This is a genomic window from Nocardia sp. Tas62D01, from assembly GCF_055232035.1.
In genome coordinates this window covers 2,390,920-2,409,270 of the sequence record NZ_JBUYUZ010000001.1, presented here as the reverse complement: position 1 = coordinate 2,409,270, position 18,351 = coordinate 2,390,920, and the positions used below count along the sequence as shown (strand labels likewise).

14 protein-coding genes and 3 pseudogenes are annotated in these 18,351 nt (G+C 65.7%); 11 read left to right on the top strand and 6 right to left on the bottom strand.

The genetic code is table 11. From position 1 onward, the window contains the following. The first annotated feature begins 272 nt into the window (after nt 1-272). Nucleotides 273-785, top strand: a complete 513-nt coding sequence (locus ACV7NQ_RS11850) for a hypothetical protein (protein WP_463359679.1) — start codon at nt 273-275, stop codon at nt 783-785. A gap of 438 nt (nt 786-1,223) precedes the next feature. Beyond that, nucleotides 1,224-3,086 (top strand): ABC transporter ATP-binding protein/permease, encoded by a 1,863-nt coding sequence (locus tag ACV7NQ_RS11845; protein WP_463359678.1) that lies wholly within the window; start codon nt 1,224-1,226, stop codon nt 3,084-3,086. Nucleotides 3,087-3,110: 24 nt separating this feature from the next. Here the strand turns inward: ACV7NQ_RS11845 and ACV7NQ_RS11840 are convergent. Beyond that, nucleotides 3,111-3,191 (bottom strand): annotated as a pseudogene (locus ACV7NQ_RS11840) (heavy-metal-associated domain-containing protein); the annotation flags it as partial. A 497-nt stretch (nt 3,192-3,688) separates the two neighbouring features. After that, nucleotides 3,689-5,161, bottom strand: a complete 1,473-nt coding sequence (locus ACV7NQ_RS11835) for an AIM24 family protein (protein WP_463365631.1) — start codon at nt 5,159-5,161, stop codon at nt 3,689-3,691. 305 nt (nt 5,162-5,466) lie between these two features. On the opposite strand from ACV7NQ_RS11835, the gene ACV7NQ_RS11830 reads away from it, so the two are divergent. Further along, nucleotides 5,467-7,578, top strand: a complete 2,112-nt coding sequence (locus ACV7NQ_RS11830; protein ID WP_463359677.1) for a prolyl oligopeptidase family serine peptidase — start codon at nt 5,467-5,469, stop codon at nt 7,576-7,578. Between the two features lie 60 nt (nt 7,579-7,638). On the opposite strand, the pseudogene ACV7NQ_RS11825 reads toward ACV7NQ_RS11830, so the two are convergent. After that, nucleotides 7,639-7,855: pseudogene (locus ACV7NQ_RS11825) on the bottom strand (UTRA domain-containing protein); the annotation flags it as partial. Nucleotides 7,856-7,866: 11 nt separating this feature from the next. Here ACV7NQ_RS11825 and hutI point away from each other — a divergent pair. Together hutI and ACV7NQ_RS11815 are read left to right on the top strand one after the other, a co-directional pair. Continuing rightward, complete coding sequence (hutI, locus tag ACV7NQ_RS11820; protein ID WP_463359676.1) at nt 7,867-9,048, top strand: imidazolonepropionase; 1,182 nt, start codon at nt 7,867-7,869, stop codon at nt 9,046-9,048. A gap of 227 nt (nt 9,049-9,275) precedes the next feature. Next, nucleotides 9,276-9,605, top strand: a pseudogene (locus tag ACV7NQ_RS11815) (arginase family protein); the annotation flags it as partial. 87 nt (nt 9,606-9,692) lie between these two features. Here ACV7NQ_RS11815 and ACV7NQ_RS11810 read toward each other — a convergent pair. Then, nucleotides 9,693-9,902 carry a TOBE domain-containing protein gene (locus ACV7NQ_RS11810; protein WP_463359675.1) on the bottom strand — a complete coding sequence of 70 codons (210 nt, stop codon included), beginning with the start codon at nt 9,900-9,902 and terminating at the stop codon, nt 9,693-9,695. A 350-nt stretch (nt 9,903-10,252) separates the two neighbouring features. On the opposite strand from ACV7NQ_RS11810, the gene ACV7NQ_RS11805 reads away from it, so the two are divergent. Beyond that, entirely contained in the window at nt 10,253-10,906 is a 654-nt protein-coding gene (locus ACV7NQ_RS11805; protein ID WP_463359674.1) for a hypothetical protein, read from the top strand. A 359-nt stretch (nt 10,907-11,265) separates the two neighbouring features. Here the strand turns inward: ACV7NQ_RS11805 and ACV7NQ_RS11800 are convergent, their stop codons facing one another. Then, complete coding sequence (locus ACV7NQ_RS11800; protein ID WP_463359673.1) at nt 11,266-11,991, bottom strand: uracil-DNA glycosylase; 726 nt, start codon at nt 11,989-11,991, stop codon at nt 11,266-11,268. 26 nt (nt 11,992-12,017) lie between these two features. After that, on the bottom strand, nt 12,018-12,206 hold the full coding sequence (locus ACV7NQ_RS11795) for a hypothetical protein (RefSeq protein ID WP_463359672.1): 189 nt from the start codon (nt 12,204-12,206) through the stop codon (nt 12,018-12,020). Between the two features lie 230 nt (nt 12,207-12,436). Here ACV7NQ_RS11795 and ACV7NQ_RS11790 point away from each other — a divergent pair, with 230 nt between their 5' ends. The 5 genes from ACV7NQ_RS11790 (at nt 12,437) to ACV7NQ_RS11770 (ending at nt 18,314) form a co-directional block, all read left to right on the top strand. Then, nucleotides 12,437-12,880, top strand: a complete 444-nt coding sequence (locus ACV7NQ_RS11790; protein ID WP_463359671.1) for a GyrI-like domain-containing protein — start codon at nt 12,437-12,439, stop codon at nt 12,878-12,880. Further along, nucleotides 12,877-13,326, top strand: a complete 450-nt coding sequence (locus ACV7NQ_RS11785) for an effector binding domain-containing protein (RefSeq protein ID WP_463359670.1) — start codon at nt 12,877-12,879, stop codon at nt 13,324-13,326. Before ACV7NQ_RS11790 ends, ACV7NQ_RS11785 begins: the two co-directional genes overlap by 4 nt. Nucleotides 13,327-13,580: 254 nt before the next feature. Next, nucleotides 13,581-14,258, top strand: coding sequence for a hypothetical protein (locus tag ACV7NQ_RS11780; RefSeq protein ID WP_463359669.1), 678 nt, complete (start codon nt 13,581-13,583; stop codon nt 14,256-14,258). Further along, nucleotides 14,255-16,408 carry an Rv1355c family protein gene (locus ACV7NQ_RS11775; RefSeq protein WP_463359668.1) on the top strand — a complete coding sequence of 718 codons (2,154 nt, stop codon included), beginning with the start codon at nt 14,255-14,257 and terminating at the stop codon, nt 16,406-16,408. The genes ACV7NQ_RS11780 and ACV7NQ_RS11775 overlap by 4 nt, the downstream gene beginning before the upstream one ends. A 43-nt stretch (nt 16,409-16,451) precedes the next feature. Then, complete coding sequence (locus ACV7NQ_RS11770) at nt 16,452-18,314, top strand: putative bifunctional diguanylate cyclase/phosphodiesterase (protein ID WP_463365630.1); 1,863 nt, start codon at nt 16,452-16,454, stop codon at nt 18,312-18,314. The last annotated feature ends 37 nt before the right edge of the window (nt 18,315-18,351 follow it).

The following is an 18,351-nucleotide window of genomic DNA, read 5'->3' as shown; positions in this document are numbered from 1 at the left end:
ATCAGCGGATTCCGGCTCCGGACCGACCGAACGAGCGCGGTCGGTAGGCGGCACCTGCGGATGTCTAGTCATGGGCTAGGCCGCGCCGGTTTCTTCGCCGGTGAAGGTGAGCTGGTTGTGCTACGGAGGCTCGCTGTGGTCCGGGCCGCTATAGTGGTGCCGATCCTCGCCTGTTGGGCTCGTGTTACGTGAAGGTTGTCGACTGATGCTGTTCGCTTGTGCCAGCGGATCGTCGTTTCCGTGGCGCGGCAGTGTCGACGGGGTGGTGGTGTATGCGGTCGGCTGATCGGGTCCGGGGTGGTCTGGCCGGGGTGACGTGCGGTGTGCTCGCCATTGCCGCGCACGGATTCGAGGGAGATCTGCCGCACTCGGCCGCGTTGGCATTGCTACTGCTGGTGAGTGGTGTGGTTGGTACTGCTATCGGGTCGCCGACCGGTCGCGGCAGGGTGCGACTGTTTTCGATGCTCGCGCTAGGGCAAATCTCCGGTCACCTTGCGTTATCTGCTGCAGGCACCACGCATGTGCACCGAGAGGTGGAGGGCGTAGGGCGCGAGGGATGGCTGGTGCTGGCGGCGCACGGGGTGGCAACGCTGCTGTGTGCGCTGCTGATCGTGGCGGCAGAACGCGTATACACGGCCGCATCGACTGTTGTGCGGACGCTGCTCACCCGATTCGAACCGCTACCGGTGATCGGCGACGGGGCTGTGCCTGCACCGCCTGTGGTGCACCGATGCCGGGAAGTGCTGCTGCGCGCGGCAATTTCGAGGCGGGGGCCTCCGGTGTAAGGAGTGTCGCGGTCGTGTTCTGCTCCTTGTGGGGGAGTGTCGGCACGGTTACGTGTGCCCCCACTGGCTGGACCCCGTAGGCGGGCGTCGTCAGTGCGGGTGTGTGTGGTCGGACGTTTTCATTGTCGGACGCGCGTCGAATAGTGGTGCATCGATGGCGGGGTTTCGGTGCCGTTCGACATTGGGGTCTTCGGCGGACCCGTGGCCGTGATCGGCGCGATCTGGCTGTTCAACATCCTGAACGCCTTGCAGAACCAATTCATCCCCTGGGTAGCCGACCCGCCATCCGGTCAACTATTCCGAGTTCGCCTCCCGCGACGGCTCGTCTGGTCGCTGTTCCCGTCCTTGCCGGATGCGTGCGGGTAATGGCTCGAGACCGACTCCCGCTCAGCGGAGCAGACTCCGCCAACCCCGCTATAAAGATTCGATAGGAAGCGTATGGAAACGTCGAGGGATTGGGCCGATGAGTTCCAGCAAACCCTGAAATGGCTGCTCATCGCGTACTCGGTCACCGTGGTCGTCTTCGTCGTGATCGCCGCCGTGGTGTTCTTGTCGACGAAATGGGGGCGGCAGTTCTGGGAGCTCGTTGGAGCCTATTTCGTCGGTAAAGGTGCCTGGCGCACAATCCTTTTCGTCGCCGCCGTGTTGTTCAGCACGGTTCTTGCTGTCCGCGTGACGGTGTTGTTGTCGTATCAGAGCAACGACATGTTCTCGGCTCTGCAAGCGGCGGCCGAGGCATTCACTTCGGGTGATGCGCGCACTCTCGCCGCTGCTGAGCACAAGTTCTGGATCTCGATGATCGTGTTCGCGATCCTTGCGGCGATCCATGTGGTGCGTTCGCTCATTGACTTCTATATCGGGCAGGCCTTCGACATCAGGTGGCGGAGATGGCTGACCGAGCGGGTGACCACCGATTGGCTGGACGAGCGTGCCCACTATCGGGGCCGGTTCATCGACAACACCATCGATAACCCGGACCAGCGCGTGCAAGAGGACATCACCACCTTCGTGCAGCAGTCCAGGGCGCTCTCGATGGGTGGCGTGAGCGCGGTCGTCTCGGTGGTGTCGTTCACCCAGATCCTGTGGGATCTATCGGGTCCGCTCACGATCGTCCATACCGAGGTACCCCGGGCGATGGTGTTCCTTATCTTGATCTACGTGCTAGGGGCGACGGCGATCGCATTTTGGATCGGGCGGCCGTTGATCCGGCTCAACTTCCTGTATCAGCGCGCCACCGCGAACTTCCGGTACAGCTTGGTGCGGATGCGGGACAACTCCGAAAACGTCGCGTTCTATCGGGGTGAGGAAACCGAGCGTCGTGGAATCCTGGGGCGGTTCGCCGCAGTGTTGTCGACCTACTGGGGCGTGGTGTACCGCTCGCTGAAATTCCAGGGCTGGAATCTGGGAGTCGATCAGGCGGCGGTGGTGTTCCCGTGGATTCTGCAGGCGCCCAGGTTCTTTCAGGGTGCGATTACTCTCGGCGGTATTCAGCAGTCGGCTACCGCATTCGGCGAGATCCATGCCTCGCTGTCGTTCTTCCGTGAGTCCTACGACCAGTTCGCCGCGTACCGGGCATCGCTCATCCGGCTCGACGGACTGATGGCAGCCTCCGACGAGTCGCGTGGACTACCCAAGGTCGATACCGCCGACCTCGATGCTGCGTTCGAACTGGTCGGGATAGACGTGCGCCGGCCCGATGGCGAGGTGCTGATCGATGATCTGAACCTGCGGCTGGGTCCGGGCGATGCGCTGGTGGTGAAGGGCCGGTCTGGGAGTGGGAAGACGACACTGCTGCGCACGCTTGCGGAGATGTGGCCGTGCGGGGACGGACTGATCCGGCGGCCACCCGGTAACGGCACCCTGTTCGCGTCGCAACTTCCGTACCTGCCGCTGGGCGATCTGCGTGCCGCGGTCTGCTATCCGGCCGATCCGTCCAGCATCCCGGACGACCGGATACGCGAGTTGCTGGACAAGGTGTACTTGGGTCACCTGGTGGATCGGCTCGACGAGGAAACGGACTGGGCAGAAATCCTGTCGCCCGGTGAACAGCAGCGAATTGCGTTCGCCCGCATCCTGCTTCTCGAACCCCAACTCGTGTTCCTCGACGAAGCAACCTCGGCAGTCGACGAAGGTCTGGAACATTCGCTTTACCGCATGATCCGCACCGACGCACCCAACACGATCCTGGTCAGCGTCGCCCATCGCAGCACTGTCGACCAATTTCACACACAGCGACTGGAACTCGACGGTAACGGCCCATGGCGCGTGCAAGGCATAATGCCGACACTGTCGACCATCTGAGGGGCCCTTGATGTTGAGGTCCACGGTCACCGAATGGACATCGGATATCGCGGAGATGGCCTTCTCCATCGTGTCGACGCATCCTTGACAATGCAGTCCGTCCATGGAAAACGTGCCTACCGACATGTTGATTCCTAAAGAACGCGGAGTCTGGTCGGGCCCCTATGGTCCTCGTCAACCGTTCGGGTCGGCCCGGGGCGATGTGCTGAAGCGCAACCTGTGCCGCTGCAGCGGCTACCGGGCGATCGAAGATGCGGTGAACGGCGTGGTCGAGATCGAGGTCGCCCTGCCGGGCCAGGCCGTCGGCACGAGCGTCGGAGCTCCGGCTGGCACTGAGGTGGTGACGGGCCGCGCCGACCGTCCTGCTGTTCGGACTGGCCGTCCTGATCGGATTGGTGGATATTCTGCGGCCGGCGCGGGCGACTGCCTCGGTGGATGTCCGACCCCCCCTACCGGCGACGGCGCCACGATCGGAGCCGGTGCAATCAGCGGTCGAACACCAGGGATGTCCGGGCCGCCCGGCCACGGTGGTTAGCCCTGCGAGGGGGTTGTCGCTCGGAAAGGCCCGGTCCGCGCGGACCGGGCCTTTTGTGTCCGCCTGGCTATCCGAAGATTCCGCCGAGCACGCCGCCGCTCTGGCCCGCTTCTTGGCCGCCACCGGTGCCGCCGATGAAGCCGCCGGGGGGCAGCTCGGAGGGCTGGACGATGACGAAGCCGTGGCCGGAGAAGGACAGGGTGAGTCCTTCGCCGGTGCTGCGGCCGATGAGCCTGCCGAGGCCGAACGAGTCGTTGCGCTTGATACTGGTGTTCAGGCTCGACGACCAGGCCACCGCTGCCTGTGGGTCGGCGTAGGTCGGCTGGTCGACGTTGAGTACCACCGGGCTGCCGTGTGTGGTGATGGCGATGCGGCCGCGGCCGGTGAAGACGCAGTTGAAGAAGCCGGCGTTGCTGGCGAATCCGGCCGCGCCGTGCACTCGCTGGATGTTGTAGGACAGTGCGGTGTCGAAGGCCAGCACGTTGGCGCCGTTGATGGTGAGGCCGTCGGTGCCGTCGAGGTCGACGACGTGCACGTCGGCGGCGGCGTTGGCGAGGAACAGATCGCCACGGCCGGAGACCCGCATCAGCGGCACGCCCTCGCCGGTGAGCCGCTGCTGGATCGCGCGGCCGATGCCGCCCGAGCCGAGCGCCTTGAAGTGCAGGTCGCCCTGGTAGGCGACCATCGATCCGGCGCGCGCCATGGTCTCGCCGTTGACGGCGACCTTGATCATCTTGCCGCCCTGTTTCTGGATCCCGACGCCGTTGACTTCCGCGTGGCTCGGGTTGAACAGTTCGCTCTGCATCGGCAGTGCTCCTTGTTGAGATGCTGACATCGATCGGGGCGGCGGTACCGGTGGGTACGTGGGCGCCGACGGATATCCGGCAGGTGGCTGATTCGACGGTTGCGCCGTGGGAGATGCGGGTTGATACCCGGGTGCCTGAGGTGCTGCAGGCGGGTACGGCGGTGGCGGCGCCTGTCGGTACCCGGATGCCTGGGACGCGGCGGGCGGGTACGGTGGCGGCGCCTGTTGATACCCCGGTGTCTGGGGCTCGGCGGCTGCGGGCGGGCTCGGCGGCGCGGCGGGCTCGTCGTCATCGATATTCACGCCGAACGCCACCGCGATGCCCGCCAGGCCGTTGTCGTAGCCCTGACCGACCGCGCGCACCTTCCAGCTGTCGCCGCGGCGGTAGATTTCCACGCACACCACGGCCGTTTCGGTGCTCAGCCCCGTCATCGGGAAAGTCAGTGTCCCCGAATCGGATCCGATCGTCGCGAGCAGCGAGCCAGCACCTGAGAAGGTAGCCGGGCCACTGCCGTCAAGACTGGCGGTGACGACGACCCGGTCGACATCGGCGGGCAGCGCGGTGGTCTGCACGTCCACCATGTCGCCCGCGCCGCGGCCGTGCCGGTAGGTGACACCGGGACCGGCGGGCTGGTTGAAGAACACGAAGTCGGCGTCGGACCGGACGCGGCCATCGGCGCCGAGTAGCAGCGCCGACACATCGACTCCAACGGAGCAGGTGACGGTGACCGTCATCCGGTCGGCGGGCGCGGGGCGGTTCTCGCCGCGGGCAAGCGCGGTCACGGCGGACCGTCCCTGCGGCCCGCGATTTGTCCGAATGGCATGGAATTCACGGTCTCAAGTGTGTCCCGTGTCCGGGCCGCGCGCTAGGCGAATGCGACTCTGCGGAGTGTCCGCATACTCGATAACCTGCCGTGAGTGGCACATCATGGTGGGGCCTTCTCGGAGTTTCCTGCAGCCATGTGTCACTCGTGGGTGGCGCGGGGCATTTTGGTTACTCTGGCGGGCAGATGATTTGGCCGAGAGCGACTTCAGGGGGGATGGTGGGTAGTAGGGGCGTGCGGCGGGGGATTGTGGTGGCGCTGGCGGGGGTGGTTGTCGCGGCGTGTGGTGGGGCGGCGGCGCCGACCGACTCGTTTCGTTGGTTGGAGGAGCTCGACAGTCCGCGAGTTCAGTCGTGGGTCGGTGCCGAGAATGCCAAGACGCTCGACGTGTTGCAGAACGACCCGCGATTCGCCAACAACCTGGCGCAGGCGACGGAGCTGGGTATGGCCCCCGACCGCATCCCGATGCCGAGTGTGCGCGGAGGGACGATTGCGAACTTCTGGCAGGACGGCGGCCATGCGCGCGGTATCTGGCGGGAAACCTCCGTTGCCGATTACGAAACGCCGCAACCGAATTGGACCACGTTGCTGGACCTGGACGCCCTGGCGACGGCGGAAGGTAAGAACTGGGTGTGGAAGGGCGTCGACTGCGATCCGGTCACCGACACGCGTTGCCTGGTCCGCCTGTCCGATGGCGGCGAGGACGCCGTGACGGAGCGCGAGTTCGACCGGTCCACCCGTCAGTTCGTGCCGGACGGATTCGTCCTGCCGCGCGGCAAACAGAATGTGGCCTGGGTCGACGACAGCACTCTGTTGGTGTCGCGGGAGTGGCAGCCGGGTGAAACGACCACCTCGGGCTATCCTTACATCGTCAAACAGTGGCACCGCGGCCAATCCCTCACCGACGCAGTCGAACTCGCGCGCGGCGACAAGAGTGACGGCCTCGGCACGTCACCATTGCTGCTGGACAATGGAACCGGCCGTCGACTGAATTTCGTGCTGCGCGGCCAGTCCTTCTTCGACCATCAGGTCAACCTCGTCACCGGGTCCGGGGTGGTGCGGCTTGCGCTGCCACCGAAGTCCGACCTGGAGGGTTTCGTCGGCAACCATCTGCTGGTGTCCCTGCGCCAGGACTGGACCACGGGCGGAGCGACATTCACGGCCGGGTCGCTGGTGTCGCTCGACGCGGACAAGGTGACCGAGGATCCGCAGCGGCTGCGGGCCACCCCGATCTACGTCCCGGGCCCGTCGGAAACCCTGCAGAACGTACTGACGACCCGCGACCGCATCGTCGTGACATCGTTGAACGACGTGCGTGGCCGCGCCACCATCTACACCCCGCAACCCGACGGTTCGTGGTCCGCATCACCGATTCCATTGCCGGACAAAGCAACTGTCAACGGCTTTGATGCCGATTCGACCGGCGCCATCGCCTATCTGCAAGTCACTTCTTTCCTGACCCCGACCACACTGTGGAGCGTGGACACCGCGACCGGACGGCTGGCGGCGGTGAAAACCACCGCACCGCAGTTCGATTCATCCCGATACGTGGTCGAGCAACAGAAAGCCGTCTCCGCCGATGGCACCGCGGTGCCTTACTTCAGCGTGCACGCCGCGGGGATGAAGCTCGACGGCGCCAATCCCACGGTCATGTACGGCTACGGCGGCTTCGGTCTGTCCCAAACGCCTTACTACGATGGCGTTCTCGGCAAGCTCTGGCTGGATCGCGGGGGCGTGTTCGTGCTGGCGAATATCCGCGGCGGCGGCGAATTCGGCCCCGCCTGGCACGAGGCCGCCCGCACCACCAACCGGCAACGCGCCTTCGACGACTTCGCCGCCGTCGGCAAGGACGTGATCGCCCGCAACGTCACCAGCCCACGGCATCTCGGTATCCAGGGCGGCTCGAATGGCGGCCTGCTGATGGGTGTCGAATTCGTCCAACATCCGGACATGTGGAATGCGGTGGGCATCCAGGTCCCACTGCTGGACATGCTGCGCTACGAGCAGATCGCCGCGGGCGCCTCCTGGGTGGACGAATACGGCACCGTCGCCGACCCCACCGGGCGCGCCTTCCTCGAATCCATCTCGCCCTACGCCCAATTGAAGTCCGGAGTGAAATACCCGGAGCCGTTCATCTGGACCACCACCAAGGACGACCGGGTCGGCCCCCAACACGCCCGCAAATTCGCCGCCCGCCTAGCCGAACTCGGCGACCCCTACCTCTTCTACGAGGCCACCGCGGGCGGCCACGGCTCCGGCACCAACATCGACGAAAAGGCCCACACCGCCGCCCTCGAATACATCTACTTGATGCGCCAACTCATGTAGGGCCTGCTTCGTGAGATGTAGCTGTCACGGTGAGCACGCTGCGGTGGCCTCGTCCGGCGCTCAGTGGCTGCTGAACGTCCCTTCCAGCCGGTTTCTGGAACCGGGGTGGATGAGGCGGGCGGCGCTGACCAACCCTCCCGCCGACCAGGTTCGACGACGAATCAGCAGGCAGGGTTCGGCGCGTTTGATGCGGAGCAGGCGGCATTCGTCGGCGCTGCCCAGCACCGCCTCGACGAATGTGCTCGCCGCGTTCCAGCGGAGCGACTTCGCTCAGATAGGCTGAGCGCCGTGGCGTCCACTGTGCTCACCGGCATCGGCACTCTCGTCACCAACGATCCCGATCTCGGCGCCGGACCGCTCGGCGTGATCCATGATGCGGCAATCGTTTTCGATGAGGGTGCGGTCGTGTGGGTGGGTGCCTCCCGCGCTGCGCCGAGCGGCGACGAGGGCCACGATCTCGGCGGGCGGGCCGTGCTGCCGGGATTCGTGGAAAGCCATTCGCACCTAGTGTTCGCGGGCGACCGCGCCGAGGAGTTCGGTGCGCGGATGTCCGGAACTCCCTATTCGGCAGGCGGAATCCGCAACACCATCGCCGCCACCCGCGCCGCGACCGACGACGAGCTGCGCGCGAACACCCGGCGCTTGATGAACGAATCGCTGCGCACCGGCAGTACGACCGTCGAATGCAAGACCGGGTACGGACAGTCGGTGGAGCACGAGCTGCGCAGCACCACGATCGCGGGTGAGTTTACCGACGAGGTCACGTTGCTCGCCGCGCATGTTTCGCCGCCGGAGTATGCGGGCCGCGCCGACGACTACGTGCGGATGGTCTGCGACGAGATGATCGATGTGTGTGCGCCGCATGCCAAGTGGATCGATGTGTTCTGCGAGAAGGGCGCGTTCGATCGCGATCAGGCGCACGCTGTACTCACCGCGGGTATTGCCAAGGGGCTGGTGCCGCGGGTGCACGGCAACCAGCTGCGGACCGGTCCCGGCGTCGCGCTCGCGGTGGAGGTGGGCGCCGCATCCGTCGATCACGTCACCTATGTCACCGCCGCGGACATCGATGCCCTGGCTCAGAGCTTGACGGTGGCGACTCTGCTACCGGGCGCGGACTTTTCGACCCGCAACAAATACCCGGACGCGCGGGCGCTCATCGATGCCGGTGTGACGGTCGCGCTGGGCGCCGATTGCAATCCTGGTACCTCGTACACCACGAGCCTGCCCTTCTGCATCGCTATCGCGGTGCGGGACATGCATATGACGCCTGAAGAGGCGGTGTGGGCCGCGACCGCGGGCGGAGCCAGGGCATTGCGGCGCGATGACATCGGCAGCCTGCGACCCGGGGCGAGGGCGGATGCGATCATGCTGGACGCACCTTCGTATCTGCACCTCGCCTATCGGCCGGGAGTTCCTTTGATTCAGCGGGTGTGGCGGGCCGGTGTCTCGGCCTTCGCCGCTGCCCGATGAGTCTTTACGGGTAAGCCCTGCCGACCACATCACGTCGGGCATGTGGTGTTGCGAAGGCAGCGGCATCGAACATCTGCGCTGGCATCACGTGGTGGAACCATATACCGCGCAGCCCGAGCCGGCCGCTGCGTATTCATCGGCTTTGCCAGTGACGAAGGCGTGCACCGATCCGGGCCTTCGACGCGGGCACGGTGGCGGTCGCCGACGACTTGGCAGGAGGCCGGCGCGACGACGAATGCGGCACGGGAAACCTTGGCGCCATACACGATTTCGTGCAGGACTTCCTCGACCGGGTCGATCTCGTCTATCTCACTATCGATCTCGACGTGCTCCCCGCCGCGGTGGCGCCCGGGGTCAGTGCGCCGACGGCTTTCGGCGTGCCGCTGGAAACGATTCAGCTGGTCGCCGACCAGCTCACCACGAGCGGGAAGCTCTCGGGATGCGATGTGGTCGAGCTCAACCCAGGTTTCGATGTCGATAATCGCACGGCGCGGACGGCGGCTCGGCTCATTCACCGCGTCGTCACCAACCACATACGGCCACAGCAGCTTTCATGAGACCAACGGCGGATGGTCGACACCGACGTGGCCGAACAGGCACTCGCCGCCGAGGCCGCGTCACCCCGGCAGGCCACCTAGCCCCGACTACTCGACGCCGAGCGAGACTTCGGTCGATTTGATGAGCGCTTTGACCAGCGAGCCATTGGCGAGTCCGAGGTCGTCGGCCGCGTCCCGCGTAATCGAGGAGGTGATTTCATCCCCTCCGGTCAGTAGGATGCGCACCACGGCCATCGCTTCGCCGCGAGTGACCGAGATGACCGTTCCATCGAGCTGGTTTCGAGTGCTCAGTCGCATGGTCGCGAGCATACGCAGCACAGTGGCGGCCGCGTGGGATCCGCGGCCGGTGTCGCTACCGAACTATCGCAGCGCGATCACCGAGTCCGGCTTTCAGACGGTCGATGACTGCGGTCTCCACTCAGGTAACCGCCACAGACGGGGAACCGCCGAGCGCACAACAGTCGCAGGTCAGCGACGAAAACGGCTGCTCCGGCTGCGGCCATCCTCGATCCTCGTCACGCCGTTCGGTTGCGACTCGGCCATTAGTCCGACATTGTTCGCGCAGGTGTGCAATCTTGTTATTGCACAACGGCATAAGAGGGACCCGAGGCGCTGCGGAGGCATCGGTAAAAGGGGTGTGGCGAATCATGGCGTCGTCGAACACGTTCGATCCCGACGGCGGCATCGTCGCGCGCCGTGCCAGCCTTCGTCGAGGTCGGGGCAGGTCGGCGGCGCCACTGTGGCCGGGGATGATTCCGCCGCCGCGCGCACAGCGTCGGCTCCCGCCTCCCGGAGGCCGTTCCTGGCTGGTACTGGCGACCGCGCTGGTCGCGTCACTGGCGACCGTGGCCGTGGTGCTGGTCTACACCGCCGCGGCGACCAGCCCGCGCCGATCGGTGGCCACAGTCACCGACCCGGTGCTCGGCGGCGGACCCGGCTGCGAGCCGACCCGGACCGATCAGCTGGTGCGCGGCAACGGCACCGGCTCGACCGCATCGGGACCGGACGTGATCCTGGCCTTCCAACACGCCTACTACGTGGTCCGATCCGGCGCGGCCGCACGGTCACTGACAACCCCGGACGCCACGGTGTCTTCGGTCGAGCTGATCGACAAGGGAATCGCATCCATTCCAGCAGCCACCGAACACTGCGTCCTGGTGACTCCCATGCTCGACGGCCGCTTCGACGTCGTCATCACCGAGATCCGCCCCAACACCCCGGTGCGCACCTACCGCCAGTTCGTGACCGTCACCGACAGCAACGGCATCTTCGCGATCAACAAGATCACACCGCCGAGCTGACGACAGCGTGGGCGTCGGCGCTCAGGATTCGGCAGCCGGGAAGAGCCGGTGGATGGTCTGAGCCGCCGCCAGCATGCGGGAGTCCTTCGGATCGGTGAGGTCCATGCCGGTGAGTTCGTCCAGGGTGCGTAGCAATATCCGAATCCGGCGTCGGGGCAGCAGATTCGTGACGGTGCTCGACCGATTGTCCTGCGGCAGCCGGTGGTCCTGATGGATATGCCGCCTCGCTATCGGCGCGCATGCTGTTCGGGCTGCTCATTCGGTGCACGGCAGCAAGCGAATTGGCAATCCGGAGTGCGTCGGTTGCCGGTGCGATTGCTGTCGCTGCGCAATCCGCTGTCCTGACCACGGGCGCGCGATCAGTGCGGGGTTGCTGTGGGCAGGCCCGCGGCGGTCGCGGCGGTGGCCAGGACTGCTTCGAGCATGGCCGGGGTGAGTCTGCCGGTGAAGGTGTTCTGCTGGCTCACGTGGTAGCAGCCGAAGAGCCGCAACGGTTCTCGGGTGTCGTCGGTCGGCGGCAGGGCGATCTGCACGCCGTGGCCGAACTTCGGACGGGGGCGGGGGATGGTCCAGCCGGCTTCGGCGAGGACGGGGAGCAGCGCTTGCCAGCCGAAGGCGCCGAGCACGACGACCGCGCGCAATGTCGGTGTGAGCAGGTCCAATTCGGTGCGCAGCCAATGGCTGCATCGGTCTTGTTCGTCGGGGGTCGGCTTGTTGTCCGGTGGGGCGCAGTGCACCGGCGCGGTGAGGCGGACTCCGGTCAGCCGCAAGCCGTCGTCGAGGTGGACCGAGGTCGGTTGATTCGCGAGGCCGACCGCGTGCAGTGCGGCGAAAAGGACGTCACCGCTACGGTCGCCGGTGAACATGCGGCCGGTTCGATTGCCCCCATGGGCGGCCGGGGCCAGGCCCACGATCAAGAGGCGAGCGTCGGGCGGGCCGAAGCCGGGAACCGGTCGGCCCCAATAGGTTTCGTCACGGAAGGCGGCGCGCTTCTCCCTGGCGACCTGTTCGCGCCAGGCGACCAGCCGCGGGCAGGCGCGGCAGTCCGCGACGGTGGTGTCCAGCTCGGCGATGGTATGGCACACGGAAACTCAATCACACGGGCGGCGGGTCAATGCGGCGAGAGAGCGCCGGAGAGGTGGTCGTAGGCGATGTGCGCGTGCGTACGCCGGTCGGCGGTGTTCGTCTCCCGGTTGGACAGCTCGGGGTTCTGGTGGAGGTGATGTCGCCACTGTATGACCTGATCGGCTACTTCGGCCGCGCGCCTGTCCAATTCGTCGTAGATCTTGCCTGTATTCATCCCGACTCCATTCTGCGCCACATGATCAACGGGGACGAAGAATCATGTCCACTATGCATTAGTAATCAGGGGTTCGCATCTAGGTCGTCCGTCCAGGTAGATATCCCGGTGAGCTGCGGATAACGACCAGGACATGTGATCGTTACCACCGGGTCCGGGTTGATAGCATGTCCTTCCTAGCCGACCGGATGCGGGCTTCGCCCCCGGATTCATCTCGAAAGAGTCTTTCCATGCAGTTTGAAATCGTCGAGCGAGACGAAACGTGGGTTGCCGGGTTGCCGGTGCGCAGCCCCAAACGTGCGCTCGGAGAACTGCGTGACCATGATCTCGAGGCGGCCTGGGCCGCAGTGCTACATCAGGAGCTCGGTGGCCCGCTGGCCAGCGCGTACACCGACTACACCGGCGAGCTCGGCACCTACAACACCCAGATCGTCGGCTACGAATGCTCGTCCTTCGACGACGTCACCCGGGGTCACCTCGTCGCACGGCTGCCGCGCGGCAGCTACGCCCGGTTCTCCGCGGTCGGTAACTTTCCGCAGGTGATGACCGACCTGTGGACGCAGATTGCCTACGCCGAGGAACACAACTACATCAAACGCGCCTACACCGGGGACTTCGAGTGTTATCCGCACGCCTACAAAATCGATCTCTACCTGGCGGTAGACCCGCGATGACCTATGCGATCGTGGTGCGTGGCGAGGCGATCTACAGCGGCCTGGTGGTGCCGCGGGTGCGGCCCAGCTTCAAGGTCAGCAACAGCGACCTGATCGAATTCCTCAAGGACCGGCTGCGCGACCGCACCGACGGGCCCGGACAGAGCGCGGACCATCCGATGTACACCGTGTACGTGCCGGATCCGGCGGGGAACTTCAATGCCGTCGTCTGCTTCGAATATCCGGAACCCGACGTGGTCCCGGTCGGCGATGTGCTGGTCAAGGTGCCGAAGGGCGTGTATGCGCGCTTTGCGCCCAACGGGGACTACCACGATCCGGTAGAGGATGTGTGGGCCCAGGTCGATGACGCGACCGCATCCGCCGAGATCACCCGTGCCTACCGCGAGGAGATCGAGGTCTGGCGCAGCCAGGAGACGGTGGAGCTTTTCATCTCGATCCTGGCTTAGTTTGCCAAAAATTAACCAGAGTAGTACCAACCAGTCTCCCTGTTGTGGGTCATCTTCAAATCGAGTGGTCTGACCTGCACCGATTATTCGAATTCCGACCAGTTTTCGGAAGATTAGCCAGACATCTGGTCAATTCCTTTCGGATGACGGATACTTCCCTAGGCAACTCACCCGAACGGCGGCCTATCGGGTGATGGCGCTGGACCGGCTCGATGACCGCGCATGGGCGCGGTAGCAACGAAGTAGGGAACACCATGACTGTCGAAACAATCGCAGTCGGCCCCGGGGGCACGCGGGATGCCGAGGTGTTGCGCTTTCGGGACATGCACTCCGGATATGTCTTCCATATCGCCACTCCGGAGGTGCATCCGGATCTGTGGCGCCGATACTTGGGCGGTGCGGTGCGGGTTTACCGTTATTACGATGTCGACCGCGCACTCGAATACGACCGGGTGGAAACCGGCGGTTCGGCCGGATTGTTGTGCACGGCCGTGGATCCGTCTGGTGCGGTCGTCGCCGGCCTGCGTGCGCAAGGGCCGTACCTGGTCGCGGACGAGGTGCACGCGCTCGGTGCCTGGGCGGCGCGGCCCGGTGAAAGTGAGCTGCGCGCGATGATTGCCGATCGGATACCGAAGGGTGTTGTCGAGGTGAAAGCTGTGTGTAATCGGTCCGCGCTCGGTTCGGCGGTGTCCCGCTGCGTGGTGCACGCGGCCTGGCTGCTGGGTGCCCGATTCGGCTTTGTCAGCACTGCCTCGCACGGCATTGAACGGTATCGGTCCAGTGGTGGCCGAGTGGCATATCGGTCATTTGCCACCAAATTGCAGAGTTCGCTGATCACGCTCGAGCGCGCGGCGCTCGAAGCCTGGCATGCGCAGCCGCACTGCGGTCCTCCTACCGGGGAGCCGTGGATCGGAGGACGGGCACAGGCATGAACGGTGACCCCGGTCCGGTCGCGGACTATCGGCCGCTGATTCTGGACGAGAACGCCCCGGACGATGTCTCGATTCTGGTGCAGTTGCGGAAGTCGCCGCAGGTTCGCATCGTCGACCTGCGCGACGTGCTGCGTGCTGAGCTCGCCACGGTGCGCACGCCCCCGGCCGACCTCGGCGGTCCGGAATCCGATCGTTGGGTCTATTACCCGTGGCGTCGCACTCTGGTGGGATTGTCCGGCGAGCGAACGTATCGGGCGATCCGTCTCGACCGGAATCGGAACAAGCTCACCCGAGTCGAGCAGGAACGCTTGGCGGGCTTGGTAATCGGAGTTGTCGGCCAGAGCGTCGGCCACGCCGTCGCCTACACGCTGGCATTGGAAGGCACCTGCGGACTGCTGCGGCTGGCCGATTTCGACGACATCGAGCTCTCCAATCTGAATCGGGTGCCGGGCAGCCTGTTCGACATCGGCGTGAATAAATCGATCGTGACCGCACGTCGGATTGCCGAGCTCGATCCCTATCTGCCGGTCGAGGTGCGCACGACGGGTGTGTACGAGGACTCCGTGGACGATTTCCTGACGGGGCTTTCGATCGTGATCGAGGAATGCGATTCGCTCGATATCAAATTCGCGGTTCGCGAGGCGGCACGCCGACATCGCATCCCGCTGCTGATGGATACCAGCGATCGCGGTCTGTTCGACGTCGAACGCTACGACCTGGAGCCCGATCGTCCGCCGTTCCACGGTTTGCTCGGCACCACCGAGGGCGCTGATCTGCGCGGGCTGTCCACCCGGGACAAGGCGCCGCATGTCATGCGGATCCTCGATCCGAAGGAACTGTCCGCTCGGATGGCGGCGAGCCTGGTCGAGATCGATGAAACCGTCACGACCTGGCCGCAGCTCGGCGCCGATGTGCAGCTCGGCGCGGCAATCGTGGCGGTGGCGGTGCGCCGGATCGGGCTCGGACAGAAACTGTCGTCCGGTCGGACCCGCATCGATGTGGAGCACAGCCTCGACGAGCTGGCCGAGCCGGACCGGGTCGATGAGCAGCTGAGCGAGGCGGACTCGGCCGCGGGACCGTCGGAACTTGGTCGGACCGCTGTCCAGAATGTCCTCGAATGCGTCCAGCGCGCGCCGTCCGGTGGCAACACCCAGCCGTGGTCGCTGCGGGTCGACGCGGACGAAATGCGAATTGATCTGGTGCGCAGCCGGTCATCGGCTCTCGATATCGGCTACCGCGGCAGCGCCGTGGCGATCGGCGCCGCACTGCACAATGCCCGAGCCGCTGCTGCGGCGCACGGCATTCTCGGCGAACACGAACTCATCGAGAGCGACACCACTGCGCTGGCCGCGGTGCTGCACCTCGGCACCGGTGACGACGCGTTGCTGGCCGGTGACTATCCGGGCGCGCTGACCCGTGAGACGAACCGGCGTCTGGGCACCGGTGCGCGGATCGGTGACCGCGCCCTGGCCGATCTCGCCGCGGCCGCTGCGGCCGAAGAGGCAACAGTGCGGATCGTCACCGAGCGGTCCGACCTCGCGGCGGCGGCAGCGGTGCTCGGCGAATCCGATCGAATCCGCTACCTGACCCCGCGCCTGCACCAAGAGATGTTCGCGGAACTGCGGTGGCCCGGGGACGATCCGCGCACCGGGATCGATATCAGCAGCATGGAATTGGCCGCCGACGAGCAAGCGAAACTCCGGATCGGGGGTCGCCAGGATGTGATGAGCCAGCTGCGCGAATGGTCCGGCGGTGCCGCACTCGGCGGGTACACCCGCGATCGGGTGCTGTCGAGTTCAGCGGTGCTGGCAGTGACCTTCCCGCGTCGCCAAGGGCCAACGGCGCCGCGGCTGGCCGATTACGCCCGCGCGGGCGCGGCGGTGCAGCGCGTCTGGATCGAGGCGCAGCGGCTCGGGCTGGCCGTGCAACCGGTCTCGCCGCTGTTCATGTACGCGCGGCACCCCGACGAGTTAATCGCGGTTTCCCCGGATTTCGCGGATACACTAGCGTCACTTCAGGGCCGTTTCCTGAACCTGCTTGGAGTGCCCGGACATGAGATCATGGCATTGGTGCTTCGCCTGAGTTACGCGGCGGCAGCCACGGTCCGGAGCCGGCGGCTTCCAGTGCCGGTCGCGGGCGACCGCAGCTAGCACGATCGGAGAAAAGGTGCCTCGGCGAACGCTCGACTCACTGGTGACCCAGGTTGCCTCCGAGTTGATAGGCGTCGACGCCACGACGATGGTGGCGGCGAGTGAGCGCGTGCTGGCCAAGTTGGTCGAGCATTTCGACGTCGATTTCAGCTATTTGCGGCATACCGATCGGGAGCGCCGGGCCACCATTCTCGTTGCGGAGTGGCCCCATCGCAGCGATGTCCCGGATCCCGATCCGCTGAGGGTCGTACAGTTCGAGAACGCGGATTCCGTGTTCCGTCAGCTGGAACACGCGACCGAGCCGATCGTTGTGCGGCCAGGGGTGCATTCGGCCGACTATCAGGAGACGATCCGGCGGTCCTCGGGCATCCCGCTTGTCGCGATGGCCGCGGTGCCGCTGCTGTCCCGAAACGAGTCGACCGGCGTGCTCGGCTTCATCAAACAGGGCGATCGGAACTGGAGCACTCGGGAACTCAACGTGCTCAAGGCGATTGCGGCGTTGTTCGCGCAATTGCAGGCGCGGGTGGTCGCCGAGGAACGGCTGCGATATATCGCCCTGCACGACGATCTTACCGGGCTGGCGAACCGGCGCGCGCTGCTCGAGCACATGGAAGAGCGATTACGTTCGGGTAGCCCCGGTCCGGTGGCTGCGTTCTTCCTCGACCTCGATCGACTCAAGGCGCTCAACGATTTCCTCGGGCACACCGCGGGCGACAATTTCATCCGCACACTGTCGACGCGGCTGCGGGAGAATCTGGACCCGAACGACATGATCGCCCGGCTCGGTGGTGACGAGTTCGTCATTGTGCCCGCCAAACCGATGGACGCGGTGGCCGCGGAGTTGGAGGCGACCAGGGTCCAGCAGCTCATCGGGCGACGGGTGACCGTGGGCGGGGAGTCCGTGAGCCGCGGCGCGAGCGTCGGTGTTGCGGTGGGTTTTCCGGGGGAAACCACCGTGGCCGATGTGCTGCGCCGGGCCGACCATGCGCTGCTATCGGCCAAATCGGGCGGCGGCAACGGGGTCGCGGTCTTCACCGACGCCATGCGCGCGCAGTTCGAACTGCAGGACGACGTGGAGCTCAACCTGCGTGGCGCGGTGTCCGACGGGTCACTGGTGCTGCACTACCAGCCCGAAGTCGATCTGCGGACCGGCCGCATCGTCGCGTTGGAGGCGCTGGTTCGCTGGTTGCATCCGACGCGGGGTCTACTGCCGCCTAGCGCATTCGTCACGGTGGCCGAGGCCACCAATCTGGCGGGTGAGCTGGGCCGTTGGGTGATCCGGTCGGCGTGTGCCCAGTTCGCCGAGTGGCGAAGGCGGGGACTCGCGGCGAATGTGGTGATGCGCATCAACGTGTCGCCGGTCCAGCTGGTCAGCCTCGACTTCGTGGAGCGGATCGAAGACATCCTGCGGCTGTTCGGCATCGACGGCAGCTCGGTGTGTCTGGAGATCACCGAGCACGTGGTCGTGCAGGATCTGGCCCGCACCCAGGTCACCCTGCGCGGTCTGAAGCGGATGGGTGTGCAGATCGCCATCGACGACTTCGGCACCGGCTACAGCTCGCTGTCGCATCTCAAGGCACTCCCGGTGGATGCGGTGAAGATCGATCGCGGGTTCGTGCAGCGCCTCGGCGCCAGCACCGATGACCTGGCGATCGTGAAGTCCATTATCGGTCTGGCTGGGTCGTTCGGTCTCGGCGTGGTCGGCGAGGGCGTCGAGACGCCCGTGGCCGCGCGCACCCTGGTCGGCCTGGGTTGCTACCGGGCGCAAGGCTTTCTGATCGCCCGTCCGATGCCCGCCGATGAGGTCGAGCCGCACCTGGCGGTGGGCCGCATCCCCTTGGATCTCGACCTGCCTCGCGTCGGCCGTAGCACCAGACTCGACCCGGGCGGCTACGTCGGGAAATGATCGGCCGCAGGCTCCCGACCGTGTGGCCCGAACCTGC